We start from the raw sequence: 23,907 nt of genomic DNA, 5'->3' as shown, positions 1-23,907 counted from the left end.
CCACGACGATCCAGCCGGTTCAACCGGCTGGTGGACCGGGCCAAGGTGCCGCTCATCCGGCTGCACGATGTGAGGCACACCTACGCCACGATCTCGCTGCGATCAGGGGTGCACCCGAAGATCGTGAGTAGTCGGCTCGGTCACTCGAAGGTCGCGTTCACCCTCGACACCTACACCGAGGACATCCCAGACCGCGATGCGGAAGCCGCGGAGACCATCAGCGGTCTATTCCTGCCGAGGGAGACTGACTGACCTTGTAGAGCCCGTTTGTGTACGGCTTTGTGTCCCGCAGGCCGGTGCGGGGAGTTGTTGGTGTGTGCGAAAAACCGGAAGGCCCCTCATCTTGGGTTCTAGGGATCGTTGCAACACCTGAGTTGTTCACGGGTTGCAGTGTTCGAGATCCGCAAGGACCGGTCGCCGCAGGGATGTACGAAGCTGGTGGCCGAGCGCCGTCAATATCTTGATCTTGTGGCGAAGGGTATGGGCACGGCCGAGGCGTGCCGGGTGGTCGGGATCAACCGGCGGACCGGGCATCGCTGGCGGTACGGACGGAAGAGCCAGGCCGGACGGAAGGCGGATCGACCGCCGGCCGTCCGGCCTGCGCCGTCGAAAGGCCGGTTTCTCTCGATCGACGAGCGGATCGTGATCGCCGACGGGCTGCGCGCGGGGCGCTCGCAACGAGCGATCGCGGCAGAGCTGGGCCGCCCACCGTCCACGATCAGCCGGGAGATCAAGAACGACGCCCATCCCGGCTCGGGTGACTATCGGCCGTACGCCGCCCAGGACCGTGCCAACAAGCAGCGCCCGCGCCCGAAGACGCGCAAGATCACGGCCTGCCCCGAACTGCACGATCTGGTGCAGGGCATGCTGGAGGACCGGTGCAGTCCCGAACAGATCAGCCGCCGGCTGCGCCGCGATCATCCCGACCGGCCGGAGCTGCACGTGACCCACGAGACGATCTAGCAGACCCTCTACCTGCAAGGCCGCGGTGAACTGCGCCGCGAGCTGGCCCCGAGCGCTGCGCACCGGACGAACCATCCGCAAACCCCGCCGCACCGGCGAAGCCCGCCGGCCCCGCTTCACCCACCCGATGATCATGGTCAGCGAACGGCCCGCCGAGGCCGCCGACCGCGCGGTGCCAGAGCACTGGGAAGGCGATCTGATCATCGGCGGTGGCGGCACCTCCGCGATCGGCACGCTGGTCGAACGCGCCACCTGCTACGTCATGCTCGTGCACCTGCCCGCACGCCACGACGCCGAGACCGTCCGCGACGGCCTCATCCACACGATCTCCACCCTGCCCGCACATCTGCGCCAGTCACTGACCTGGGACCAAGGCTCGGAAATGGGCCGCCACCACGAGTTCATCATCGCCACCGGCATGCCCGTCTACTTCTGCGACCCCCACAGCCCCTGGCAAGGCGGCTCCAACGAGAACACCAACGGCCTGCTACGCCAGTACTTCCCCAAAGGCAGCGACCTCTCAGCCCACAGCGCCCAAGATCTCGCCGCCGTCGCCGCACAACTCAACCGCCGCCCACGCAAGACGCTCGGCTGGGACACCCCAGCCGAGCGCTTGACTAAATTCCTGGCCCAAGCCAGTTGATCAGTTGTGTTGCAACGACCCCTGGAATTCGCCCATCTGTGCAGATGAGGGGCCTTCCGGCTGAAATGGGCGATACTGGGATCGAACCAGTGAACTATGGCACCGAGACCGCGTTGACCTGCGGAAAACAAGACTCCTGCAGGTCGGCGCGGGTCCCTTCAAGTCCATTGAGGATCGAGACGGCCGGCCGCAGTCCTTATGTGCCGGGAAGCAAGCTCCTGATTTCCTGCGGGAGGGTCCACAACCAACAGGTCCACGAGATGCAGAGGTATGCGGCGATCATCAACGACCCCGACGCGCCTTTCACCGGTCTGCGGGTGGTCACGAACGAGGAGGCGTCGGCGGCGTACTTCGCCGGGCTTATGCAGCAATGCAATGTTCCCGGCGTCGTGCTCGTCCGACCGTAGGAGAGGTGTGGTGTGTGTCGTACCTGGTCGCGTTCGACAGCAAGACCTGGCACGTCGACGCGGGCGTTCTGCGCGCGCCGCACTGCGCGAGGCGTGGCCGGCTGCCGAGATGCAGCCGCCCACGCCGCACATCGTGAGCGAGGTTGGGGACGTGCACTGGTTCTACCGGGCCGGAGGCGACATTCTCGAGGCGTACACGGCCAAGGACGGCACCTGTCTCTACCTGAAGGGCGGCCTCGACCTGGTGGTGAAGTTCGCCATCTGGTACCGGCAGCTCGTGCCGGCGGACATCGACGTGATCTTCTGCGACGACGGCTACAGCTTCGACGGTGTGGTCACGTTGGACTCGACCGAGGAGGACCTGGTTGAGCTGGCCGGCTGAAACGTCCACGTGGCTTACACCGCTCTCCTGATCCTGAACTGAATGGAGATGCGGCCGCTTCACCCATTGCCGGTCATAGCCCCGCAAGCCCTGCTTGCTCGAGGCAATTCTGCGCGGCAGACGGGGCGCTCGGTCTCGGCTTGGGGTGGTGGCCCGCAGGGCAATTCAGTGCCGTTGACCTCCGCGTCTTGAACGGGGCGCTCCAGTTAGGGGGATAGGATCTTTGGTTCTGCTTGCAGCGGCAATTTCGCTGAGCGACGCTGCATGCCGTGAGCGCTTAGGTGGTGGCGAAGAGGTCACCGGCGATCCAGTGGGTCACGATTCGCTGACCTGCGGATTCGCGAATCTGGGTCACAAGACCGTCGCAGATCTCGCGAGTTTGGGGAGGACTTCTGCTCCCAATTTGCTCCCATGCAACGCAAAGGGCCTGTCGACGAAGATCGTCGACAGGCCCTTTGACCTGGCAAAACACACTGTGGGCGATACTGGGATCGAACCAGTGACCTCTTCGGTGTGAACGAAGCGCTCTCCCGCTGAGCTAAACGCCCGTGTTCTGTTGTCTTGCTGTCCCGCTCTCGCGGTGTGGCCATAGCCTACAACATCATCAACGAGAACCAAAAATCGGGCTCTGCAACCAGCTCCACTCCAGGCCGAACCAGCCGCCGACCAGGGCGAACACGTTGAGGAAGTAGCAGGTGACCAGCACGATGGCGCAGACGCCCGCCATCACCAGGCCGCGTACCCAGGACGGCTGGCGCTTCAGCCACTCGACCCAGCGGTCGTAGTAGCGCTTGGCGAACTTCAGGACGCGGCCCGCCCACTCGAACTCCGTGGCGAGGATGGCCAGGCCGGCGAAGACCACCAGCCAGCCCGGGCCGGGGTACGGGATCATGATGATGCCCGCGACCAGCACGAGGCCGCCGATCACGCCCACGCCGATGCGGTAGGCCAGGTTCAGCGCCGGGTTGCGGTGGAACCAGTGGCGCCAGCCCTTGTGTTCGTCGGGCTGCACGTCGGGCTTCGTCATGTGTCGATCATCCTGTTGGGACTCAGGCGGGTGCAACCTGGCCTCCTGCCAGCACCTGCGAGGGTGACGCTGGGAGTTGGCGACCAGATTCGAGCGATACCGCGAACGTCGTGTGCTTGTGCGCGTCGGCGGACCACGCCAGCAGTTGCGGGTCGGTCGAGCCTGCGCGCACGTCGAACATTGCCAACGCTACCGGCGCTTTCGTACTTGCACCCCAAACTACGTAAACGTGACCGGAATCGTTCGGCTTGAGGTTCAGCGGCAGCACCGCGCCGGACGCCGAGCTCGACAGGACGACGGCCACCTCGTCGCCGGAACCCGTGCGGAGGACCGCCCTGTTCGTCGACGGGTCTGCGGCCAGTGACAGTGCCTTGGCCAGGTCGTTTGACCGGGACTGAGCGGCTGTGACCTCGCTCGAGAGTTGGTTCACGCGGACGCCAAGATAGCCGCCGCCGGCGAGGACGGCCAGGGCTGCGGCTGCGGCCAGCAGCACGCGGCCGGTGCGGCGGCGGTGTTGCGGGCGCAGGGGAGTCGGGGCCGCGTGGCGCGGGCGGTGCTGGGCCGGCAGGTCCTGTGGGATGTGCTCGATCTGTTCCATCAGCCTCGCGCGCAGGCGGGGTGGTGGCTGTTCTTGGCGGACCGCGCCGCCGATGCCCGCGAGGACCTCCTGCGTCGACCGCACGGTGCGCTGGCACGTGGCGCAGGTCGGCAGGTGGTCGCGGACCACTGACTCTTCGTCCGGCTCCAAGGAGTGCATCGCCCAGCCGACGGCGAGCTCCTCGTGAGGGCACAACTCGCCGTTCACCGGTTTGCTCCTGTCGTTTCGCCGGTCTCGCCGGCCCACAAGTTCCCCAACGTGCCTCTGAGACGTCTGATCGCCGCGAACGTGCGCGATTTCACAGTTCCCAGTGGTACGCCGGTCAGTTTCGCCACTTCGCACTGCGTGTAGCCGCCCAGATAGGCCAGTGCGATCACTTGGCGCTGCTCTTCCGGCAAAGTCCGCAACGCGGCTCTGACCTCGGCACTCACCACACTCACCAACGCTTCGTGGTCGGAACCACCCTCTGTTGGTGGTGACACGTCGTCGGTGAGGGGAACAGTTCGACGACGTTGCGTGTTTTCCTTTCGTACGGCATCCACCGCGCGGTGGTGCACGAGAGTCATCAGCCAGGTGCCGAAACTTCCGCGCGTGGGGTCGAACCTGGCGGGGTGCCGCCAGAGCGCGAGGAAGGCTTCCTGGACGACGTCCTCGGCCAGGTCCGGGTCTACGCAGATGCGTCTGGCCAGTGAATATGCTGGTGTGCCGTACCTGTCGTACAGCTCACCGAAGGCCGACCGATCGCCCTGTGCGAGTCTTTGCACGAGCTCGAAGTCGGTCGGCCGGCCGTCGCGTGACGCAACGGGTGGACCGGGCGAGTCAGCCACCAGAGATGTCCTCACGTCCAACATTCGCGCAACAGCCGGTACCGGGTTCAGGTTAGACCCAGCAAGATGGGAGTCGCTGGACGCGGGCTAACGAGCGAGGAGGACACGGAGCGCGTGCAAACGGTCGCCGTGCGCAGTGAAGCTGACCCGATGGGGTGATCTGCGTCCGTTTGGCGAGCGTTCCTCGCCACATGCACGTCACAACTAAGGTGCTCGGTCGTTTGATGACCGGGAAGGGAGAAGAGGGTAACGACGATGCGCAACGACCACGTGACGCTCCGCTCGACAGCGGTCTTCGACCTGCTGGCGCCGAGGACCCCCGCGGTTCCGGTCCAGGTGGAGCTTCGATACGACACGAAGGACCCGTACGCGGTCGTGGCCGCGTTCCGCACCGGCCGTGCCGGTTGGGTCGAGTGGGTGTTCGCCCGCGATCTGCTCGCTGACGGCCTCATCGCCGACGCCGGTGACGGCGACGTCCGGATCCGGCCCGCCGCCGACGACCCCGAGGTCGTCGTGATCGAGCTGAGCTCGCCGTCCGGGCACGCCATGTTCGAGGCCTCCGCCCAGGAGCTCGCTGACTTCCTCGACCGGACCTACGACGTCGTCGTGCCGGGCAACGAGCACCTGTGGGTCAACGTCGACGAGGCGCTGACGCACCTCATCTCGAACGACCTGAGCTGAATAATCCGAGGTAGGGGGCCCGCGAAGGTGGTGCGGGTACCCCCGGTGAAACCCGCTTGAACCCCTCGTATAAGGTTTGTTTCAACATCACGAACGCAGTGATGTACGCGGATGTAGCGCAGTTGGTAGCGCATCACCTTGCCAAGGTGAGGGTCGCGAGTTCGAGTCTCGTCATCCGCTCTGTGGTTCCCCAGTAGGTGTCTCCAGCAGGTACCTTTAGTGGATCCATGCTCCTGGCGGAGTGGCCGAGTGGCTTAGGCAAGGGCCTGCAAAGCCCTGTACACGGGTTCGATTCCCGTCTCCGCCTCGGACGATTAGCTCAGCGGGAGAGCACTACCTTGACACGGTAGGGGTCACTGGTTCAATCCCAGTATCGTCCACTCTGGATCAAAGCCGGAAGCTCACGAGCTTCCGGCTTTTCCTGTTTCCAGGCCCTGCAGGCGCTCACGTAGATCGCCTGTCCGGTGGTCGCCGTACTCCTCGAAGATGGCCAGCGCCGCTCGCCAGTGAGCCGCAGCCCGGTCTGGATGACCGAGGCTGAGCGAAACGGCTCCCAGAGTGTCCAGCGTCGCCGCCATCTCGGGAGGATGCCCGAAGTCTCGCCCGATGTGCAGCGATTTCTCGCACAGCTCCGCAGCTTTCTCGTGATCGCCGATTCCCTGCCACGCCATGGCGGACTGGTGCAGTGCGAGCGCCTCGCCCGCTTGGTCCCCGCGTGACTGATGATGGGTCAGGCTGCGTTCGGCGTGAGCGACAGCCCGCTCGTAGTGGCCGAGCCCCGTGTTGCACAGACTGAGGTTGCCTTCGATGACGGCTTCGTGTCGCTTCACCTCCAGCGCTCGCGCGAAAGGCAGTCCCGCGTCGAGGTACTTCGCCGCTTCGGAGTACCTGTGCTGCTTCAGAAAACACCAGCCCAGAGCATTCAGCCCGTACGCCTGAATCTGCAGGTCGCCCAACTCCCGCGCGATGTGAATGCCCTGCCAGGCGTCTCCCGGCGCTTGCCGCCAGTTCGCAACGCAAGAATGTCGTTCGCTCCGCATGACCAGATTGCGCGCCTCCGAGGCGCGGTTTCCCGATCGGCGAGCGGCGGCGATCGCGATGTTGCAGATCCAGAGCAGGTCGTCCCAGTAGACGCGGTGGAAAAGGAACTCCCGCAGTCCGTCGGCGAGCCGCAGAGTTTCGTGCGGTTGCCCGTGGTCGGACGCGTGGCGTGTCGCGGCGAGGAGGTTGGCTCGCTCCAGATGGAGCCACCTGAGTGCCTCAGCGTGGGTGAACGGTGCGAGCTTCACCTTCGGCGGGGAACTGAGGTCGTGGTGCAGTGAGGAGTGGTCGGGGAACAGGATGTTGTCGGCAAGCGCGGCTGTGTAGGCGTACCAGTTGAGGAGGCGTTGCACTGCTCGCTTGCGGCTCGAAGGGGTGCTCTCCCGGCAGGCACGTTCGGCGGCGTAGGCCCGGAGCAGGTCGTGGAACCGGAAGCGCTCACGTGCGATCGGCTCGATGAGGTGAACTTCGGAGAGCTCTTCGAGCAGTGCGCGTGCCTGCTCCAGATCGAGGCCCCCTGCCGCCGCGGCTGCGTGCAGGCTGAACTCGGTCCCTGGATGGAGTCCGAGGTGCCGGAAAAGCTGCGCTTGGGCTGCGGTAAGGCGGTCGTACGACCAGTCGAACACGACCCGCACCGTGGTGGCGTCGTCAGCACAAGTGCTCAGCACTTCGAGGCGCTTGCGGTCGTCCTCGAGTTCGCTCACCACGTCCGCGACCGAAAGGTGCGGGCGTGCCGCCAGCCGGCTGGCGGCGATCCTCAGCGCCAACGGCAATCGCGCGCAGGCTTCCGTCAGCGCGACAACAGCACCTGGATCGGGTTCGGCGCGATCGCTGCCGATGATGCCGGTGACGAGCTCGATCGCTTCGTGTCGCGTCAGCAGGTCGAGGCACAGCCTGGTCGCGGACTGGCCCACCGCGAGCCCGGACAGGCTGGAACGACTGGTGATCAGTACGAGACAACCGGGGCTGCCCGGCAGCAGCGGACGCACCTGGTCGGCTGAGTTCGCGTTGTCGAGCACCACCAGCACCCGTCGCCCGGCGAGCAGCGACCGGTAGAGAGCCGCCTTCGCGTCCACCTCGACGGGAATGCGTTCGGGCTGCGTTCCCAGTGCGCGAAGAAACGCGTCGAGCACCTCTGCGGCCGTGGCGGGGTGTCCAGGCCCGTATCCGCGGAGGTTGACGTGCAGCGATCCGTCGGGAAACCGCGCCTGGACCCGGTGCGCCCAGTGCACCGCGAGCGTGGTCTTCCCGACTCCTGCTGTGCCGTGCAGTGCGGAGATCACCACAGCACCCGCCTCCGGACTGCCGTCCTCGTCCGGCAACAGGCCGTCCAACTCTCTCAGGTGCTCGGCCCGGCCGGTGAAGTCGCCGATGGCCATCGGCAGCTGGCGCGGAGTCGGGGTCGTTCCGTCCGGTGCGGCACCAGTGATCGACACCCGGTGGATCGTGCCCGCCTGCACGACCGAGCCCGTCACGACGCCGGCCGTGTTGCTCGTCGTCGCAGCGGGTAGATCGGTCATTCACCCAGTGTGTCGGCACAGGTGCCGCGACGGCTGCACGGACCACGCGAATGGCCCAAGATCAGCCGATTTGGAAGTTGCGGGGAGCGTCGGATAAAGTTCCACCCGCACCACGGGAAACCGGGGCGCAACGCGGATGTAGCGCAGTTGGTAGCGCATCACCTTGCCAAGGTGAGGGTCGCGAGTTCGAGTCTCGTCATCCGCTCGGACGATTAGCTCAGCGGGAGAGCACTACCTTGACACGGTAGGGGTCACTGGTTCAATCCCAGTATCGTCCACTCATCGCAGAAGCCCTCGATCGAACGTGATCGAGGGCTTCTTGCTGTTCGCAGTCACGAGCCGGTAGCCGCCCAGTTTTTGTCCAATTTTTGGTCGGAACGGCCGAAAATGCCCACTTTTTTGTCTTTTATCGACCCAGGTGGCGACTCTATTGTTGAGCGCTGTGTCCGGCTATCAGTTCGATTTCTTCATCAGCTACAGCCGTCAGGGCAGTGTCCAGAAATGGCTGTTGAACCATTTCTACAACAAGCTCAAGGACTGCCTCGCCGACGAGTGCGCGCCCACGCCGAAGATCTACATGGACCGCCACATGCCCAAGGCCGTGGAGTGGGCGCACAACCTGCAGACCTCACTACGGCACAGCAAGATCATGATCCAGGTCATGACGCCGCACTACTTCACGTCCGGATGGTGCATGGCGGAGCTGGACAGCATGCGAGCACGGGAGGAGATGCTCGGCTTCGCGAGCGCCAAGATCCCCCAGGGGTTGATCTACCCCATCCTCTACTCGGATTCGGAGAACTTCCCGGAGAAGGAACGGATGCGCAAATGGCACGACTTCAAGGAATACGCACATCCTGATCCGGTCTACCAGCAGACCGTCGACTACTTCCAGTTCCACAAGGAAATGAAGAAGCTGGCGCGAGACCTGGTCGAACTGGCGAACCAGGTCCCTGACTGGCAGGCCGACTGGCCGATCGTCGAGCGCCCCGACCCGATCGTCACTCCGCGCCCGCCCTTACCGAGGTTCAAGCCATGTCCGGAACCGTGATCACGTTCTACTCCTACAAAGGCGGCGTCGGGCGCAGCTTCACTTTGGCCAACACGGCGGTGTTGCTCGCACGCTGGGGTTACCGGGTGCTCGCCGTCGACTGGGACCTGGAAGCACCGGGTCTTCATCTCTACTTCCGCCCGCACCTCTCCCAGTCGCCCGAGAGCGGCGTGGTGGATCTCGCACACGACTTCATCCGGAAAGTCGAAATGCCTGGGCCGCACACGGTTCGGGTCGATGTCGAGGGTGGCGTGCTCGACCTGCTGGCCGCGGGCAAGGTCGTCGGGAACAAGCTCGACACCGACTACACGTACCGAATGCAGGAGATCGACTGGGCAGACCTGTACGAGCAGGGGTTCGCCCAGTTTCTCGAGGACCGCCGCGACGAGTGGACCGCCAAGTACGACTTCGTGCTGATCGACAGCCGCACCGGGGTCTCGGACATCGCCGGCATCTGCACAGCGCAGCTGCCGGACCGGTTGGTGGTGGTGTTCACCGCCAACGAGCAGAACCTCAACGAGGTGGTGGACATCGCCCACCTCGCGGACATGGCGAGGGACCGGCTGCCTTATGACCGGCCACGCCATCAGGTGATGCCGGTGTTGTCCCGGCTCGACAACCGCATGGAGTACCAGCGGGCCGAGGAGTGGCAGCAGAAGTGCATCGGGGTCGTCGAGCCTCTGTTCCGCAACTGGCTGGTCAAAGGCGTTACCCCGGAACAGATGGTGCGGCATCTGACGGTGCCGTACATCTCCTTCTGGAGCTTCGGCGAGCTACTTCCCGTGATGGCCGAGCGTCCTCCTGCGCCGGACCAGATCTCGTACGCGCTGGAGACCGTCGCCGCAGTGATCGCACACGAGTACGACCGGACCGATCTGCTGGCCGACAACCGCGACGCCTACGTGTCGGCTGCCCGCTCGCGCCGACGCAAGTTCGACCGGGATCTGCTCGTGTCCAGCCCCCGGACGCTGTGGCGCACCGGAACGGAGCTGATCACCGAGCTCCGGCTGCTCGGGGTCTCGGCGGACAGATCGGTGTCGGGCGACCCGGAGTTCCTCGACAGGACTGGTGACCCCGCCGAGCACCTGTGCCTCCTGGTCGACGGCGAGCTGAGCCGGTGGCAGCTGACCGAGGCGGAACAGTTCGTGCGCCGCACGCTCGGACCGGACGGTGCCCAGCGGCAGATGTTCTGCCTGCTGACCCGCGGCACGGACCGCGAGCTGCTGCCCGGCTTCCTGCGCAGCCTGCGGCACCTCGAGTTCGACCCGGCCAGACGGCCTGTGGGGGTGGCACGAGAGCTGCACGACCTCATCAAGGCGATGCCCGCACCGGAGACCGAACCGGACCTTGAGGCGATGCGGAGTGCTGAGGCGGCTCTGCGGGAGTTGCCCGGCCTGCTGCCGTACGCGGAGAGGGGCGCGCTCCTCGAGGAAACGGTGCGTGGCATGGCTGGAGCACTCGACGACGGGGACATGGACCTGCTGCGCGACCGGTCCGTCGACCTGCTGCAGCTCAGCAAGTCCCACCGCGACGGAGCAGGGGTGGCGGTGCCGGCACGTCTGCGGGCAGAGGTGAGTGCCCTCCTCACCCGAATCGATCGACGAATCAACGCGTTCACGGACTGAAAGGCGGCGTGATGCCGGAGATGTACAGCCCTCAGGCACGAGCGGCACTGATGCAGCTGATGCTGGAAGACCGCCCGATTCCGCACAAGGAGCTGGGCGAGCGGTTCAAGATCAAGCTCCCACCCAAGGTGCGTGGACCGCTGAACGACGGCGAGTTGATGTCCACCACGAAGGTGGGCAGCGGTCTGGTGCACGAGATCACCGACAAGGGTGTCGAGTGGTGCATGAAGGATCTCGTCGCTGGTGGGGCACCGACTCATGCGGGACCACTGTCTCGGGCGCACGCTGAGATGCTCCGCCGCGTCATCGGGTTCCTCCACCGGCGCGGACTGCTCGCCGAGGCGGTCCGTTCCGGCGACCTGGAGTCGTTGATCCGCGCCGCCTACCACGATCTGGCCGCCGCACCGGAGGACTGGATCCGCCTGGCCCGCATCCGTTCCCGGTTGAACGGCGCCGGCAAGAGCGAGGTGGACGACGTGCTCCTGGAGATGATGAAGACCGGGACCGTCCACCTGGCGCCGGACTCGAACACGAAGATGCTGACCGCCGAAGACCGTGCGGCGGCTGTCCGGATCGGTGGTGAGGACCTGCACCTCATTGCGATCGAGGAATCGTCATGACCGCCCAGTTGCGTGAAGCTTTGGCCGCACTGCGTTTCAACTCCGCCGAGACGCCGGACGACGTTTGGCAGACCTCACCCTCGCACGTCGACGGTCTGCACCCGAGGGCGGAGCACCGCATCAGGACAGGCATCGCGGATGCCAAGACGAGCACCGGACCGAGCCCGATCGGCCTCGCACTGCAGGGACGCAAGGGCATCGGCAAGACCCACCTGCTCGGCTCGGTGCGTCGCCTGGTGCAGCGGGAAGGCGGCTACTTCTTCCTGATCGAGCTCACGTCCGGCCAGATGTTCTGGGACGACGTCGCCGACGCGATGCGCAGCGAGCTGCTCAGGACCAACGACGACGGTGACTTCCAGCTGACGGTGTTGCTGAAGCAGCTGTGCCAACGGGCTGCCGCGTCGGATGAGGTCACTCGAGCGGTCCTGGGCGAAGCCGCGCTGATTCCCGATGACCTTCGTGCGTTGCTCAACGGGCTGCGTCACGTGGACGGCCGGATCGCGGTCGAATGCGGTGACACGATCAAAGCGCTGGTGCTGTACGCGTCCGAGTACGCGGACGTCGGTCGCGCATACCTGGAAGGACTCGACGAGTCGCAGGACGAGCGTCGTCATTGGGGCTTGCCGGTCAAGCCGAAGCGCCCGCAGACGCTCGTGCGGGACATCTCGCGCATCCTCGCGATGACGGGTCCGTGCGTGGTCGCAGTCGATCAGCTGGACACGCTGGTGAACAAGAGCCAGGACGCCTTCGACGACGACACGTCGAGCACTGAGCTGGCCCACGAGATCGCGCTCATCTCGGACGGGCTGATGCAGCTCCGTGAGACCACGAGGCGAACGCTGACGATCGTGGCATGCCTGCCGAACACCTGGGTGAGGCTCGGGTCGATCGCGAGCGACACCGTGGGCGACCGCTTCACCACGACCCCGATCCTCGTCGCGATCACGGACGCCGGGATCGCCCGCACGCTCGTGGAGAAGTGGGTGGGGGCGATCTACCAGCGCAAGGGGATCACGCCGCCACATCCGACCTGGCCCGTCGCTCCGGAAGCGTTCGACTCCTGGCAGCCGATGACTCCTCGGGAGCTGCTCAAGCGCATCCACGCGCACGCTGAAAGCTGTTTCCACGGTGAGATCAGGGAGCTGCGTTCGTTCGAGGAACAGCCTCCGCCCGTGGAGGAGGCGCCGAAAGCCTCTGCCACGCCTGCAGGGCCGGAGCCCGACGACCTCGCCGAGCTCGACGCCGAGTTCGCGAGACTGCGCGCGAAGGCCAGCCTGGCCGCCGCGGACGTCAAGCCGCACAACGAGGACGAGGTCATGCCGGCGTTGCTGCTGGCAGGCTTGAAGTCATGGGTCACCGAGATCGGCAACGACGATCTCACGTGGCATCCGGAACCCCAGTCCGCAGACAACAGCCTGCACGCGGGGCTGCGTCACACCGTGGACGAGGAGAATGACATCGAGGAACGCTGGTTGTTCCGGCTCATCGCCAGCAGTCACGGCAATCGCGTGTTGCGCAGGTTGCGGGACGCCCGCGCCGCGGCGGAGAACTTGCGAGGCCGCCATCTGATCCTGATTCGCAACGGCTCCAAGGGATGGACCGGGGCGAAGACCCGAGGTGAGGTCGCGGAGTTCGAACGGAGTGGTGGCAGGAGCATCGAAGTCTCCGATGACGACCTGCGCACGTTCGGCGCGCTCAAGGAGATGTGGTCGACGCAGAGCTACCAGCTGTTCGCTTGGCTCGCGGCACGAAAACCTGCCAGCAGCACCACGTTCCTGCGACAGATCCTGCCTGATCCAGCGCCACCCGCCAGCAGGAGCGGGCACCAGGAGACGCGCCCTCCGCCAGCACCGCGGACAGCTGAGAAACCTGCAGGGCCCGGTGAGATCGTGCTCGGGATGGACGGGGAGATCCGGATCGAGCTGGAGTCCTTGCGCAAGCACGCGATCGTGTTCGCCGGGTCCGGCAGCGGGAAGACGGTGTTGCTGCGCCGGATCGTCGAGGAATGTGCGTTGCGCGGGGTTTCGGCGATCGTGCTGGACCCCAACAACGACCTGGCGCGGCTTGGCGATGCTTGGCCTGAGCCGCCGGGGGAGTGGCGGCACGGGGACGAGGCGAAGGCCGCCGAGTACTTGGCCGGCGCTGAGGTTGTGGTGTGGACGCCGGGCCGGGCCGGCGGGCGGCCGCTGAGTTTTCATCCGCTGCCCGACTTCGCCGAAGTGCGGGGCGATGAGGACGAGTTCGCTGCCGCGGTGGAGGCTGCGGTGGCGCGGTTGGTGCCGCATGCGCGGATTGCCAACGAGACCAAGTTCGCCGTTCGCGGGCGAGCGGTGCTCCGGGAGGCGCTCAAGCGGTACGCGCGGGAGGATCGGCGGGATCTCAACGGGTTTGTGGATCTGCTGGCCGAGTTGCCGGAGGGCGTCAGCAAGTTGCACTCGGCGGCGACTACGGCGGCTGATCTCGCGGAGACGTTGCGGGCCGCGATGGTCAACGATCCGTTGCTTGGTGGGGCAGGGGAACCGACGGATCCCGCTGTGCTGCTCACACCTGCACCTGGCAAGCGTGCGCGGGTTTCGGTGATCAGCTTTGTCGGGTTGCCGTCGGACGAGCAGCGGCAGGGGTTCATCAGCCAGTTGCAGCTGGAGGTGTTCGCCTGGATCAAGCGAAATCCGGCGGTGGATCGGCCGCTCGGTGGGCTGATGGTGATGGACGAGGCGCAGACGATCGCGCCGTCAGGTGGAGCGACGGCTTGTACGCAGACCACGATTCTGTTGGCGTCTCAGGCTCGCAAGTACGGGTTGGGGTTGTTGCTGGCCACGCAGGCGCCCAAGGGCGTGCACAACCAGGTGACCGGCAACGCCACCACGCAGTTCTTCGGGCGGTTGAACAGTCCGGCGCAGATTGCCGCGGCCACGGACATGGCGCGGGCCAAGGGGAGTTCGATCGCGGACATCTCGCGGCTGGAACGCGGGCAGTTCTACGTCACCGGGGACACGTTCGGGTTCCGGCGGATGAGAGCGCCGCTGTGCCTGAGCTACCACCCACCCAGTCCGTTGCGCCTCGAAGACGTCATTGAGAGAGCTCGGCAGCAGTGAGACAAGGGCGGTGTCCCCAGCGGGGCACCGCCCTTTCGCAGCTCAGCGCAACATGTCCTCGATTCGTTGGCACAGCGTGGGGAACAGGTCCGTTGTGCCGCCGAGGACGACGAAGTTCACGGTGTCGTCGCCCTCTACCTGGAGCGCGTAAACCGTGTCGCCTGACCGTTCGACGCGCACGGCGACGGTGGTGTCGCCGAGGTGCACACTGCCGGACAGTCCGCGCTTGGTGAGCTCCGGCGAGGCGGCAGCGAACTGCTCGGCCAGTGCCCGCAGATCGGTGGTCTCGGCCTGTGGTGGTGCGGTCGGGGCCACCACGTCGGCGACGGACACCCGGTCCCTGCCTGCCGTTTCCGCCGCCTCGACCCTGCTCACCAGGGCGTCCACCAGGCCCTCGTCAGCACGCAGGTAGGCGACCTGCGGTGCCGGGTCGGGAATCTCGCCGGTCAGGACCGGCAGCACGTGCTCATCGCGGTGCTGCGCCACCAGCTCGTCCACAGTGGACACGAACGGCACGAGGAAGCGCACCTTCGCGTCCGGCTGGTCGTTGCCCTCCAGCACGGTCAGGCCGCGCTGCCGGCACGCTTCGACCACCTCGCCGGCCACGGCTCGCTGCTCCTCGGCGAACGACACGGCGATGTCGTAGGTCGCGGACTCGATCACTCCAACCTCCTCCTCGAAGGCCGGCCGGCGGCCGGCGTGCGTGCAGCATCCGCGCCGGGTGTTGACCAGAAGTGGATGAAGAGTGGACGTTGACCGCTCCGGCGGGCAACGGGAAACACCTGTTTTCACGGTTTTTGACGATGAATCCTCGAAGTAGCCCGCAGAACGTCGGGTGAAATCCCGGAATCAATTGCGATTTCCTTCGGAGGATTCGTCATGTCCAAAACCGTGTCCACTTTCGTCGCCGGTGCTGTCACGTTGGTGACCGCTCTCGCCGTCGCCGCCTCCGTTTCCGGTGGCGTCGCCGCCAACGCGGACGACACCGCGCCGCCACCTCCCACGACCACCACGGAAACCCCGGACGGCGGTGGGCACCCGTGGCACGACTGAGGTAGCCGTGAATGCGCCCCGGCCATTCGCGGTATGGCCGGGGCGATTGCATTGCAAGAGTCGGGATGATGTACTCGGTTGGCGCCGGAGCGGGGAGGCAGTCGTGGCCGAAACATTTGGTGAGCTGCTGCGGGAACGCCGCATTGCGGCAGGTCTGTCGATGGGGCAGCTGGCGAAGCTGATTCATTACAGCAAGGGTTATCTCAGCAAGATCGAGAACGACGTCAAACCTCCCACGCCGACGGTCGCGAGGCTGTGCGACGGCGTGCTGAACGCCGGCGGCAGGCTGGTCGAGGCCGCGCTGTACAGCCCTCCTGCCCTCGGCCGCCGCCAGGTGCTCCTGGCCGGCACGATGCTCGGCGTCGGTGCGCTCGCGGGCAGCGGGCCGAGGCCGGTGCCGGACGAGCAGGTGATCGCTGGGATGCGCACCTCGTTCGAGCATCTGCGCGGACTGGGCATGCGCACCAGTCCGATGGTGCTCCTCGAACCGCTGAAAGCCTTGCAGCACACGGTGCACGGGCTCGCCCGCGAGAACACCGGAGGAGTGGGCACGACGTTGCTGCGGCTCGCCGCGCGCATCGCCGAGTACACGGGCTGGATGAGTCAGGAGGCCGGCGACGAGCAGGGTGCGCTGTGGTGGACCAGGCAGGCGTCCGAACTGTCTCGTGCCGCAGGGGATCCGGACATCGCCAGCTACACGTTCGTCCGCGAGGCCGGGCTGGCGCTGTACCGGCAGGACGCCACGAGCACCATCAACCTCGCCCAGCAGGCGCAGTGGATCGGCCAGGCCGGGTCCCGCGTCCTCGCGCTGGCAGCACGACGTGAGGCGCAGGGCTACGCCCTCGCGGGAAACCGGAGCGCAGCCGAGCGAGCGTTCGACCGGGCCGCACAACCGCTGGACGCAACACAGGACGACAACCCGTACTCGGTGCTCGGTTCCAGCGCGCCCGACCCGCTGGAACTGGCGAGGGGGTGGTCGTTGTGCGACCTCGGCCTCACCGCCGAAGCCGCGGCCGTGCTGGACCGGCAGCTCTCCTTGCTACCGGTCACCTCCCGGCGCACCAGGGCTCGCTTCGGCACGCGGCTGTCGTTGGCCTACGCGTTGTCGGGCGAAATCGACCAGAGCTGCGGCACCCTCGCCGGCACGATCGACGACGCAGCGCACGTCGATTCCGCGACCGTCCGGACAGACCTGCGACAGCTGGCCAGAACCCTGGGGCGATGGCACAACCACGGCGCTGTGCGAGAGCTCTACCCCGACCTCAAACGACTTCTGGCTGACCGCTGACCGCACGCACAGGTCAACGCCGCACGCTCGGCCCGCACCTCCTCCACCTCGGGCTGGCCGAGCCCGGCGAACACGTCTTCGGCCGCTTCCCAGTGCGCGGCGGCGTCGGAATGCCTGCCCAGCGCGTGCATCGTCCGCGCCACACCGACTTCGCCGTGCGCCCGGTGCGTGCGGTTGCCGGTGCCGGTCGCGAGGTCCAGCAGTGACTCGTAGAGCCGCAGTGCCGCGACCTGGTCACCACCGTCACTCGAGGTGGCGGCTCTGACGCGGAACAGCCTTGCCTTCAGGTCCGCGTCGTCCACTCCGGCGGCTGCCTGGGCGGCCTGCTTCTGGTGATGTACCGCTTCAGCGAGCCTGCCGGCCAACCGGTGCGCGTCGGCGATGTTCGTCAGCGCGTAGGCGGCAGCGCAGGCGTCGTCCAGCTGCATCGCGACCTCATGAGCTTCCACGTGGTTCGCAATCGCCTCGTCCACCATGCCCAGGTGCTGCTGGATCCCGCCGAGGTTGTCCAACGAGTGCGCCAGCCCGCGCAGGTGCCCGATCTCCCGCTGGATCCGCACCGACTGCTCGTGCTGGTGCAACGCGACCTCGTACTGGTGGTGCTGCTCGTTCAGGTAGCCGAGCAAGCTCAGTGCATGCGCTTGGCCGCGAAGATCCCCGCACTGCTGGTACTTCTCCAACGCTGCCTCGAACTGCCGCATCGCCTCCTCGTGCGAGCCGAGCTGCATCGTGGAGATCGCGATCGTGCAGAGGGTTGCTGCCTCACCGTGCACGTCGCCGTGCTGCGTCCAGTGCGGCAGGGCTTGCCGAGCCAGGTCGAGCGCCTTGGTGTGCAGTCCGCGCCGGTCGTGCGCGATGGCGAGGCGCAGCAGCACATGCGCCTGGCCGTAGCTGTCGGTGGTCTCCCTGGCCAGCTCCAGGGCGGCGATCCAGTCCTCGAACCGGTTCGCCGTGTTGAAGTGCCGCCAGATCAGCACGGCCAGCTGCCACGCGTGAACGGGCAGCGCGTTCGTCGCGGCGTGGTGGATCGCGGCCACCACGTTGTCGAGCTCGGCGGTGATCCACGCCTGCGCTGCGCCTGCTTCGGCGAACTCCAGGCTCAACGGGCTCGCGCGGTCCACGGGCGGCTGGGCCGCGCGGTCGAACGGGTACGCGGTGCTCGCCGCGTTGGCCAGGGTGACGAGGTAGAAGTCCAGCAGGCGGGCCAAGGCGTGTTCGGGGACAGGCTCGAAGGCGGCGAACTCCTTGATCGAGTCGAGCATCTGGTAGCGGTCCGGCGCGATCTCTTCGAGCAGACAGACCTCGTGCAGGTCGTCGAGCAGCTTGCGGGTCTCCGCCACGTCCCTGCCCGCCAGCGCAGCGGCGGCGACGAGATCGACGTGGGGACCTGGCAGGTGCCCGAACAGCCGGAAGATCTCCTGCTGCCGTTCGTCGAGCAGCCGGTAGGAGGTGTGTACCGCGGCGGCGCCGTCTTCCCGCCACGGCCCGCTCTCATCCATCAGTCCGAGCAGGTGCTCCAGAGACCACCGGTCGTGCCTGCGCAGTGTCGCCGCCGCGACCGTGATCGGCATCGGCAGGTACCCGCAACGCTTCACCAGTCCGGCGATGTCCGCAGGCCTGCCGCCGCGGAACGGACCGGTCAGCCGCTGGAACAGCGCGGTGGCGTCGCTTGCTGGAAGCGGACCGAGCCGCACGTGCTCGCTGATGTCCGGCTCGCCCATCCTCCTGCTGGTCACCAGCGCGAAGCACTCCCGAGCCTCTGGCAGCAGCGGCCTGATCTGTTCGGGTGAGACAGCGTTGTCCAGCACCACCAGGGTTTTGGTGCCGTAGAGATGGGACTGGTAAAGCGTGACCTTGCGGCCCACGGTGTCCGGGATCTGTTCGGCGGGCACGCCCAGCTCGGTCAGCAGCTGCGTCAACGCGTCCGACACGGACATCGGTACGACGTTCGGCGTGAACCCGTTGAGCCGGAGCAGGATCTGGCCGTCCGGGAAACGGTGGCGCAGGCGGTGCGCGGCCTCGACGGCCAGACCTGTCTTGCCGACGCCGGGCGCGCCGCTGATCCACACCGCGCGCCGTTCGCCGCTGCCCGCGGCGGCCGCCTCGATCGTCGCCAGTTCGTCGGACCGGCCGGTGAACCCACCTGGGCGCGACGGCAGCGAGCTGACCGGATCACCTCGCCTCGCTCGTTCCGCGAGGTTGCGCAACACGGTTCCCGGTTCAAAACCGGCCCGGGTCAGGGCTTCGCAGGCGCTGTCGTAGATCCGGATCGCGCCGACCCGGTCGCCGCCCGCGATCAGCGCGCGCATGAGGAGCTCGGCGAACTTCTGGTGATCAGGTGCCGTTCGGAACGCGCGGCGCATCCGGTCGCGGGCCGACCGGTGGTCGCCGGAGATCAGCTCCAGTTCGGCCAGGTCACCGAGCGCGTCGTAGAAGCTCTCGTCCGGCAGGATCACCTCGGCACCGCCGACCCTGTCGATGTCGATGTCGTCCAGGAACCGCCCGCGCCACAGCGCCACCGCCTCGCGCAGCAGTTCGATGGCACGGCGCTGGTCGTTGTCCTGCAAGGCTTGTGCGGCCTGCGCGCGCAGCCGGTCGAAGCGCACGGTGTCGATGTGATCCTCGTCGACGCGCAGCAGGTACCCGGTCGCCGTTCGCTCGATCTCCGCGTCGGTGCCCTCGAACGCCTTGCGCAGCCTGTTGATGTAGGCGCGCACCAGCGTCTTGCGCTCCGGCTGGTCACCCCACACGATCTCGGTGATCCGTTCGGGTGACAGGGGCTTGTTCGCGTGCAGGAGAAGCACCACGAGGATGAAGCGTTGCTGCAGGTCACCCAACGACACCGAGGTGCGCCCGTGCCATGCCTCCAGCGGCCCCAGCATCCGGAAATCCACGCTGTCCTCCTCGGTGTCCGAGCCTCCATCCGGGAGGAATGTCGCGCAAGGGCCCGTTGATGTGTCAGCGAATCATCTTTTTGTCCACGTTTGATCAACACGATCCGGTAACCGTTTCTCCTTGTCACGCCTTGTGGTGAGGGGGAGACGGATGGTGCTCGAAGTGTTGCCCTGCTACGTGGTCTGCGACGTGTCGTTCTCGATGACCGACCACATCGCCGAGGTCAACGCCGGCATGCGCGAGTTCCGCGGCGTGGTGCACGCGGAACGGCAGGCCGCCGCCCAGATTCGGCTCTGCGTGGTGGTTTTCGCGGAGAGGGCGCTGGTGGTGCAGCCGCTGCGAGCCGCGCTCGACCCGCCGGAACCTATTACACCGCGCCAGGAATCGGGCTCCGACTTCGGATCCGCGTTCACCCTGCTGCGCAAGATCATCGAGCGCGATGTGCAAATCCTGAAGGCACAACGGATCCAGGTGCGCAGGCCGATGCTGTTCTTCGTCTCCGACGGCAGGGCCACTGATCACGACTGGCCTGCAGCGCTGGCACAGCTCACCGCCACCGCGGCGGGCCCGGAGATGATCGCCTTCGGACTCGGCGCCGTCGATCCGCCGGCGCTGGACCGCATCGGCACCTCGCGAGTCTTCCTCGGCCGCGACGGTGTCCGGATCGGCATCGCGCTGGCGTCTTCGGTGGCGCGGACAGTCCTGAGACCAGACCACGTGTGACCGATCCACGGTGTGTCCACTTCTCGTCCACACACCCGACGCAATCTGCCTCCGCCGCACGTGAGCAGGCAAGGGGAGGAGAGCGGAGATGACGACGACGCACGCGAGGCTGGTCCGTGAGCTGAAGACCCTGCGAAAGGGAAGGGGAGTGCACGGACGGATCGGGGACCGGATCGGCGCTGACCTGGCCGCCGCCTGCGGGATCACCACGGCCGACGGGCCGTCCGCCGCCAGGCAGAAGCTGGTCACCAGGCTGACCGACCTGGTCGAGCAGCTTCCCGACGATCTCCAGCTCGCGGCACGCGCGGCGTTCGGTCTCATCCCGGAGGTCCGCCACCCGCTCTACCAGGACCGGGTCAACTGGGTGGCCGCTACGATCGACCGCGACGGCCGCACCGTGCGCCGCCGTGTCGACGAGGCCGTCGACCAACTGGCAGAGCTGGCCGCTACGACCACGCGGCGCGACGCCGGTGGCTGGCACACCGCCGAGCTGGCCGTGGCCGTGGCGCTTGATCAGGGGCAGCCCGAGGTGCTGGAGCGCTACCAGGTCGTCGTCGACCAGGACGGCCTGGACCAGCTGGAGTTCGTCCCCGCGTTCCCGGTGCGCAGGCGGGACGTCGACGTCCACCTGCTCTACGGCGGCACGCTGCAGGACCGCTCGGCCACCGATCGCCCCGGTTTCACCCTCGTGCCGGCCGACCCGCTGGCGCGCGGCGAAACTCACGACTTCGCGGTCCGGTACCGCCTGCTGAGCCGCGATGTGATGCACCCGTGTGTGCTACTTGTGCCCGAACGCCCGTGCGAGGTGTTCGACCTGCGGGTGCGGTTCGAGCACGACCGCAAACGGCTTGTGCGGACGTTCGACGGCGTCCTGCAGCGTGTTGAGGCCGAGCAGGACGGGAGCCGGCACGCCGTGGACCGGGCAGGGGAGATCCACCTGACGTTCAGGCGTCTGCTCCCGGGGCTCCTGTACGGCGCTCGTTGGGGCGCGACAGCAGCGTGCTCGGCCCTCCGTGCGTCCTGATCCGGCGCGGTTCGTACCACGTCTCGCCCGCCGGCTCGCCCGCCATGTTCCACGCCCACGCCTCGGTGGGCGTGATGCGGCAGTAGATGCCGGGGCCCACCAGGCCCACGCGGTCGGCCGGGTCGTCCGCGATGCCGTAGACGCGGATCGCGCGGGCGATGAAGGGGTCGAAGGACACCAGGTCGTCGATCACCAGTGACACCTTGCGGCGGCCTGCGGTGATGTTGCGGAACTTGCGGGTGTGCAAGACCTGCGCGCCCGCGCCGCCCACCCAGAAGTGGGTGCCGTCGTACTCGAAGGACAGCGGGACCACGTCGGGTTGGTCGTCCTCGTTCAGCGTCGCCAGGCGGGCCAGGGGCTGGGAGCGCAGGTAGGCGAGCTCTTCGTCGGTGAACATGCCCCTTATACGAACAGGGGGCGGCGGTTTCGACTACTTGGCGTCGTTGTTGAACGTGAAGAGGCACCAGCCGTCGGACTCCTTCTTCAGGAACCCGCCTGCCTTGGTCTCCGCGCCGTTCAGCGTGTACCACATGCGGACCTGGCCGGAATCTTCCGCTTTTGTGGTGGTCACCTTGTCGTGCAGGCGCAGTTTGCCGCCCGCGGCGATGGCTTTCTCCGCCCACGTGTTGACGGCGCGGGCGGTGGCGCACATGTAGCGGCGGGCGGCGGCGATGTCTTTGTCGTTCACCGCTTTCGCGAACGCCTGCATGCGGCCGGTCGGGCTGTTCGGGTCCGGGTCCGGTGGTGGTTCCTGGGTGTCGGCTACCGGGATGAAGCCCATTTCGCAGACGACGTACTTGTTGTCCTCCTGGAACATGGCCAGCACGCCGCGCTGTTTGGAGAGACCGCTGTCCTTCGGGTACTCGACGGACATGATCGCTGCGGTCGCGTCCTTGTTCCCGTCGTTGTAGATCGCGTCGCTGGGCTTGATCTTGCGGACCTCGTCCACCTTGAAGGTGGGCTGGACGTCGCTCTTGGTCTTGGGGTTGAACGGCTTGATGTCGCGGTAGAGGATCTCCTCGGCCTGCGTGATGTCCTTGTTCTTGGCCTTGGTGCGGCCGTCCTTGCACACCAGGACGTTCACGAACTGGTCGACGTCGCTGCGGTTCAACGCGTCCTCGACGGCCTTCGCGGTGCTCTCCGGGGTGGACTGGTCGACGGGAGCCGAGCTCACGGACTTCATCCAGCCAGGCCAGAGCAAACCCGTGCCGAGGACGCCGGCCGCGCCGAGCAGCAGAACCACGACGGCGATCACGATGAAGATCACCGGCGACTTCTTCGGAGGTGGGGGAGGTGGAACCGGATAGGGCTGGCCCCACGGCTGCTGCGGTGGTCCGTATTGGTACGGCGGCTGCGTCACGGTGGTCGAGTCCTATGCGGCGGGCGGTCCGGCCGGCGGCCAGTTCGGTGGTGGCGGCGGGTAGTACGGCGGCTGCTGCGCCTTGCGGCGGCGCGAGCGGCGGACCAGGACCACGACGAGGATGATCACGCCGACGATGAGCAGCAGGAATACGACTACGCCGACGATCAGCCATGTGACGATGGACTTCATGACGTCGGTGTCGTCGTCTGGCTTCTCGGTCACGGCGCGGTCGCCGAACGCGTCGCGCAACTGAGCCTCGGAGTAGACCTCCTGGTTGCCGTTGAGCGTGATCGCCACCTGGTCGACGTGCTCCGGGTAGGTGTCCCAGACGATCTCGGCGATCTTGTCGGGAGAAGAGCCGGACGCGGTGATCTCCACGATGTCGGTGCCGTTGTTGGAACGGTGGTACAGCGAGACGTTCGTGTAGCCGGCGTCCTGGATGCGGGTTTGCAGCGCGGCCAGGTCGGCGATCGCGCCGCAGCCGGCCAGCGCGGCGCACAGGAGGACGAACAGGGCGAAACGTCTCATGGTCAGGAGATTAGGGGTGACGGGCTCGCCGCGCCCGGGAAACTGGACAGGTGAAGCCACTCGTCGTGATCGACGTCGACGGCCCGCTCAACCCGTGGGCGGCCAGGACGAAGCCCGCGAACTACCGGCCGTTCGACATCAAGGTCGGCTGGTGGCGCAAGCTCCGCGTCTGGCTGGATCCGGAGCACGGCGGCCAATTGAGACAGTTGGCGGAAGAAACCGGCGCCGAGCTCGCGTGGGCGACGACGTGGGGCCACCGGGCGAACGTCGAGATAGGGCCACGCCTCGGATTGCCGCAGCTCAAAGTGATCGAGTTCCACGACGAGCACGGCTGGAAGTACCCCGCGGTGGCCAGGTACGCCTACGAACGGCCGCTGGTCTGGTTCGACGACGACTTCGGGCTGCACCGGGACAGGAACCGGGATTTCGTCCACAAACGACGGCACCTGACCACCGCTCTCGTCCACGTCGACCCGGCGACCGGGATCACCGCGGAGCATCTGGCCGAGGCTCGGAAAGCATTCAGCGGCAACCCGTAGGGCGCCAAGAATTC

General features: G+C 66.7%; 22 protein-coding genes, 6 tRNA genes and 1 pseudogene. 19 read left to right on the top strand and 10 right to left on the bottom strand.

All coding sequences use genetic code 11. The features are described from left to right. Window positions 1–27: 27 nt before the first annotated feature. The 4 genes and pseudogenes from DI276_RS10400 to DI276_RS10385 all read left to right on the top strand — a co-directional run bounded on the left by DI276_RS10400 (window position 28) and on the right by DI276_RS10385 (window position 2,395). Window positions 28–252: a tyrosine-type recombinase/integrase gene (locus tag DI276_RS10400; protein WP_112263050.1), complete on the top strand. Its 225-nt coding sequence runs from the start codon at window positions 28–30 to the stop codon at window positions 250–252. Between the two features lie 228 nt (window positions 253–480). Beyond that, window positions 481–1,606 (top strand): annotated as a pseudogene (locus DI276_RS10395) (IS30 family transposase). A 260-nt stretch (window positions 1,607–1,866) separates the two neighbouring features. After that, the gene (locus DI276_RS10390) at window positions 1,867–2,013 is read left to right on the top strand and encodes a hypothetical protein (RefSeq protein WP_157984619.1); all 147 of its coding nucleotides are present in this window, start codon (window positions 1,867–1,869) and stop codon (window positions 2,011–2,013) included. Window positions 2,014–2,146: 133 nt separating this feature from the next. Then, on the top strand, window positions 2,147–2,395 hold the full coding sequence (locus DI276_RS10385; RefSeq protein ID WP_157984618.1) for a hypothetical protein: 249 nt from the start codon (window positions 2,147–2,149) through the stop codon (window positions 2,393–2,395). A 476-nt stretch (window positions 2,396–2,871) separates the two neighbouring features. On the opposite strand, the gene DI276_RS10380 is transcribed toward DI276_RS10385, so the two are convergent. From DI276_RS10380 to DI276_RS10365, 4 genes are all read right to left on the bottom strand, one after another. Next, window positions 2,872–2,943: transfer RNA gene (locus DI276_RS10380), tRNA-Val, on the bottom strand. A gap of 56 nt (window positions 2,944–2,999) precedes the next feature. After that, on the bottom strand, window positions 3,000–3,422 hold the full coding sequence (locus tag DI276_RS10375) for a TIGR02611 family protein (protein WP_112263047.1): 423 nt from the start codon (window positions 3,420–3,422) through the stop codon (window positions 3,000–3,002). 22 nt (window positions 3,423–3,444) lie between these two features. Further along, the gene (locus DI276_RS10370; protein ID WP_112263046.1) at window positions 3,445–4,227 is read right to left on the bottom strand and encodes an anti-sigma factor; all 783 of its coding nucleotides are present in this window, start codon (window positions 4,225–4,227) and stop codon (window positions 3,445–3,447) included. Beyond that, a complete protein-coding gene (locus DI276_RS10365; protein WP_112263045.1) occupies window positions 4,224–4,871 on the bottom strand; it encodes an RNA polymerase sigma factor in 648 nt (215 codons plus the stop codon). Before DI276_RS10365 ends, DI276_RS10370 begins: the two co-directional genes overlap by 4 nt. Window positions 4,872–5,102: 231 nt before the next feature. On the opposite strand from DI276_RS10365, the gene DI276_RS10360 reads away from it, so the two are divergent. The 4 genes from DI276_RS10360 (at window position 5,103) to DI276_RS10345 (ending at window position 5,908) form a co-directional block, all read left to right on the top strand. Further along, complete coding sequence (locus DI276_RS10360) at window positions 5,103–5,528, top strand: SsgA family sporulation/cell division regulator (protein WP_030466274.1); 426 nt, start codon at window positions 5,103–5,105, stop codon at window positions 5,526–5,528. 107 nt (window positions 5,529–5,635) lie between these two features. Next, window positions 5,636–5,708, top strand: a tRNA-Gly gene (locus DI276_RS10355). 55 nt (window positions 5,709–5,763) lie between these two features. Next, window positions 5,764–5,835 (top strand) — tRNA-Cys (locus tag DI276_RS10350). 1 nt (window position 5,836) lies between these two features. Beyond that, a tRNA-Val gene (locus DI276_RS10345) sits at window positions 5,837–5,908 on the top strand. Window positions 5,909–5,929: 21 nt separating this feature from the next. Here the strand turns inward: DI276_RS10345 and DI276_RS10340 are convergent. Next, the gene (locus tag DI276_RS10340) at window positions 5,930–8,089 is read right to left on the bottom strand and encodes an ATP-binding protein (protein WP_232836564.1); all 2,160 of its coding nucleotides are present in this window, start codon (window positions 8,087–8,089) and stop codon (window positions 5,930–5,932) included. 132 nt (window positions 8,090–8,221) lie between these two features. On the opposite strand from DI276_RS10340, the gene DI276_RS10335 reads away from it, so the two are divergent. From DI276_RS10335 to DI276_RS10310, 6 genes are all read left to right on the top strand, one after another. Further along, a tRNA-Gly gene (locus DI276_RS10335) sits at window positions 8,222–8,294 on the top strand. A gap of 1 nt (window position 8,295) precedes the next feature. Further along, a tRNA-Val gene (locus tag DI276_RS10330) sits at window positions 8,296–8,367 on the top strand. A 164-nt stretch (window positions 8,368–8,531) separates the two neighbouring features. Next, a complete protein-coding gene (locus DI276_RS10325) occupies window positions 8,532–9,140 on the top strand; it encodes a TIR domain-containing protein (RefSeq protein WP_112263044.1) in 609 nt (202 codons plus the stop codon). After that, window positions 9,125–10,765, top strand: coding sequence for a KGGVGR-motif variant AAA ATPase (locus DI276_RS10320; RefSeq protein ID WP_112263043.1), 1,641 nt, complete (start codon window positions 9,125–9,127; stop codon window positions 10,763–10,765). Before DI276_RS10325 ends, DI276_RS10320 begins: the two co-directional genes overlap by 16 nt. A gap of 11 nt (window positions 10,766–10,776) precedes the next feature. Next, window positions 10,777–11,385, top strand: coding sequence for a hypothetical protein (locus DI276_RS10315; protein WP_112263042.1), 609 nt, complete (start codon window positions 10,777–10,779; stop codon window positions 11,383–11,385). Then, a complete protein-coding gene (locus DI276_RS10310; protein WP_112263041.1) occupies window positions 11,382–14,480 on the top strand; it encodes an ATP-binding protein in 3,099 nt (1,032 codons plus the stop codon). The genes DI276_RS10315 and DI276_RS10310 overlap by 4 nt, the downstream gene beginning before the upstream one ends. 42 nt (window positions 14,481–14,522) lie before the next feature. Here the strand turns inward: DI276_RS10310 and DI276_RS10305 are convergent, their stop codons facing one another. Further along, window positions 14,523–15,143 (bottom strand): hypothetical protein, encoded by a 621-nt coding sequence (locus tag DI276_RS10305; RefSeq protein ID WP_112263040.1) that lies wholly within the window; start codon window positions 15,141–15,143, stop codon window positions 14,523–14,525. 216 nt (window positions 15,144–15,359) lie between these two features. Here DI276_RS10305 and DI276_RS49835 point away from each other — a divergent pair, with 216 nt between their 5' ends. Both DI276_RS49835 and DI276_RS10300 read left to right on the top strand, forming a co-directional pair. Beyond that, window positions 15,360–15,533, top strand: coding sequence for a hypothetical protein (locus tag DI276_RS49835; RefSeq protein WP_157984617.1), 174 nt, complete (start codon window positions 15,360–15,362; stop codon window positions 15,531–15,533). A 103-nt stretch (window positions 15,534–15,636) separates the two neighbouring features. Next, a complete protein-coding gene (locus DI276_RS10300) occupies window positions 15,637–16,821 on the top strand; it encodes a helix-turn-helix domain-containing protein (protein ID WP_112263039.1) in 1,185 nt (394 codons plus the stop codon). On the opposite strand, the gene DI276_RS10295 is transcribed toward DI276_RS10300, so the two are convergent. Further along, entirely contained in the window at window positions 16,785–19,715 is a 2,931-nt protein-coding gene (locus DI276_RS10295) for an AfsR/SARP family transcriptional regulator (protein ID WP_232836563.1), read from the bottom strand. The two genes, DI276_RS10300 and DI276_RS10295, sit on opposite strands and share 37 nt — an antisense overlap. 151 nt (window positions 19,716–19,866) lie before the next feature. Here DI276_RS10295 and DI276_RS10290 point away from each other — a divergent pair, with 151 nt between their 5' ends. After that, window positions 19,867–20,439 carry a vWA domain-containing protein gene (locus DI276_RS10290; RefSeq protein WP_112263037.1) on the top strand — a complete coding sequence of 191 codons (573 nt, stop codon included), beginning with the start codon at window positions 19,867–19,869 and terminating at the stop codon, window positions 20,437–20,439. An 88-nt stretch (window positions 20,440–20,527) separates the two neighbouring features. Continuing rightward, window positions 20,528–21,463, top strand: coding sequence for a hypothetical protein (locus DI276_RS10285; RefSeq protein ID WP_112263036.1), 936 nt, complete (start codon window positions 20,528–20,530; stop codon window positions 21,461–21,463). On the opposite strand, the gene DI276_RS10280 is transcribed toward DI276_RS10285, so the two are convergent. The 3 genes from DI276_RS10280 to DI276_RS10270 form a co-directional block, all read right to left on the bottom strand. Then, complete coding sequence (locus tag DI276_RS10280; protein WP_112263035.1) at window positions 21,384–21,860, bottom strand: PPOX class F420-dependent oxidoreductase; 477 nt, start codon at window positions 21,858–21,860, stop codon at window positions 21,384–21,386. The two genes, DI276_RS10285 and DI276_RS10280, sit on opposite strands and share 80 nt — an antisense overlap. A 33-nt stretch (window positions 21,861–21,893) precedes the next feature. Then, a complete protein-coding gene (locus tag DI276_RS10275; protein WP_157984616.1) occupies window positions 21,894–22,730 on the bottom strand; it encodes a hypothetical protein in 837 nt (278 codons plus the stop codon). A gap of 105 nt (window positions 22,731–22,835) precedes the next feature. Continuing rightward, window positions 22,836–23,354 carry a hypothetical protein gene (locus tag DI276_RS10270; RefSeq protein WP_112263033.1) on the bottom strand — a complete coding sequence of 173 codons (519 nt, stop codon included), beginning with the start codon at window positions 23,352–23,354 and terminating at the stop codon, window positions 22,836–22,838. 50 nt (window positions 23,355–23,404) lie between these two features. Between DI276_RS10270 and DI276_RS10265 the strand changes: the two genes are divergently transcribed. Beyond that, on the top strand, window positions 23,405–23,893 hold the full coding sequence (locus tag DI276_RS10265; protein ID WP_112263032.1) for an HAD domain-containing protein: 489 nt from the start codon (window positions 23,405–23,407) through the stop codon (window positions 23,891–23,893). The last annotated feature ends 14 nt before the right edge of the window (window positions 23,894–23,907 follow it).

Origin of the sequence: Lentzea terrae, assembly GCF_003265345.1 — a bacterium.
In the GTDB taxonomy this organism is placed as follows: domain Bacteria; phylum Actinomycetota; class Actinomycetes; order Mycobacteriales; family Pseudonocardiaceae; genus Lentzea; species Lentzea terrae.
Note: the sequence above shows the minus strand (reverse complement) of the source record. Positions and strands in the feature narration are given on the sequence as shown.

Coding starts and splice junctions, on each gene's coding strand:
- DI276_RS10390 (WP_157984619.1), top strand. CDS start 1,867: ATGCAGAGGTATGCGGCGATCATCAACGACCCCGACGCGCCTTTCACC.
- DI276_RS10375 (WP_112263047.1), bottom strand. CDS start 3,422: ATGACGAAGCCCGACGTGCAGCCCGACGAACACAAGGGCTGGCGCCAC.
- DI276_RS10365 (WP_112263045.1), bottom strand. CDS start 4,871: ATGTTGGACGTGAGGACATCTCTGGTGGCTGACTCGCCCGGTCCACCC.
- DI276_RS10360 (WP_030466274.1), top strand. CDS start 5,103: ATGCGCAACGACCACGTGACGCTCCGCTCGACAGCGGTCTTCGACCTG.
- DI276_RS10340 (WP_232836564.1), bottom strand. CDS start 8,089: ATGACCGATCTACCCGCTGCGACGACGAGCAACACGGCCGGCGTCGTG.
- DI276_RS10320 (WP_112263043.1), top strand. CDS start 9,125: ATGTCCGGAACCGTGATCACGTTCTACTCCTACAAAGGCGGCGTCGGG.
- DI276_RS10315 (WP_112263042.1), top strand. CDS start 10,777: ATGCCGGAGATGTACAGCCCTCAGGCACGAGCGGCACTGATGCAGCTG.
- DI276_RS10310 (WP_112263041.1), top strand. CDS start 11,382: ATGACCGCCCAGTTGCGTGAAGCTTTGGCCGCACTGCGTTTCAACTCC.
- DI276_RS49835 (WP_157984617.1), top strand. CDS start 15,360: ATGTCCAAAACCGTGTCCACTTTCGTCGCCGGTGCTGTCACGTTGGTG.
- DI276_RS10290 (WP_112263037.1), top strand. CDS start 19,867: ATGGTGCTCGAAGTGTTGCCCTGCTACGTGGTCTGCGACGTGTCGTTC.
- DI276_RS10285 (WP_112263036.1), top strand. CDS start 20,528: ATGACGACGACGCACGCGAGGCTGGTCCGTGAGCTGAAGACCCTGCGA.
- DI276_RS10280 (WP_112263035.1), bottom strand. CDS start 21,860: ATGTTCACCGACGAAGAGCTCGCCTACCTGCGCTCCCAGCCCCTGGCC.
- DI276_RS10270 (WP_112263033.1), bottom strand. CDS start 23,354: ATGAGACGTTTCGCCCTGTTCGTCCTCCTGTGCGCCGCGCTGGCCGGC.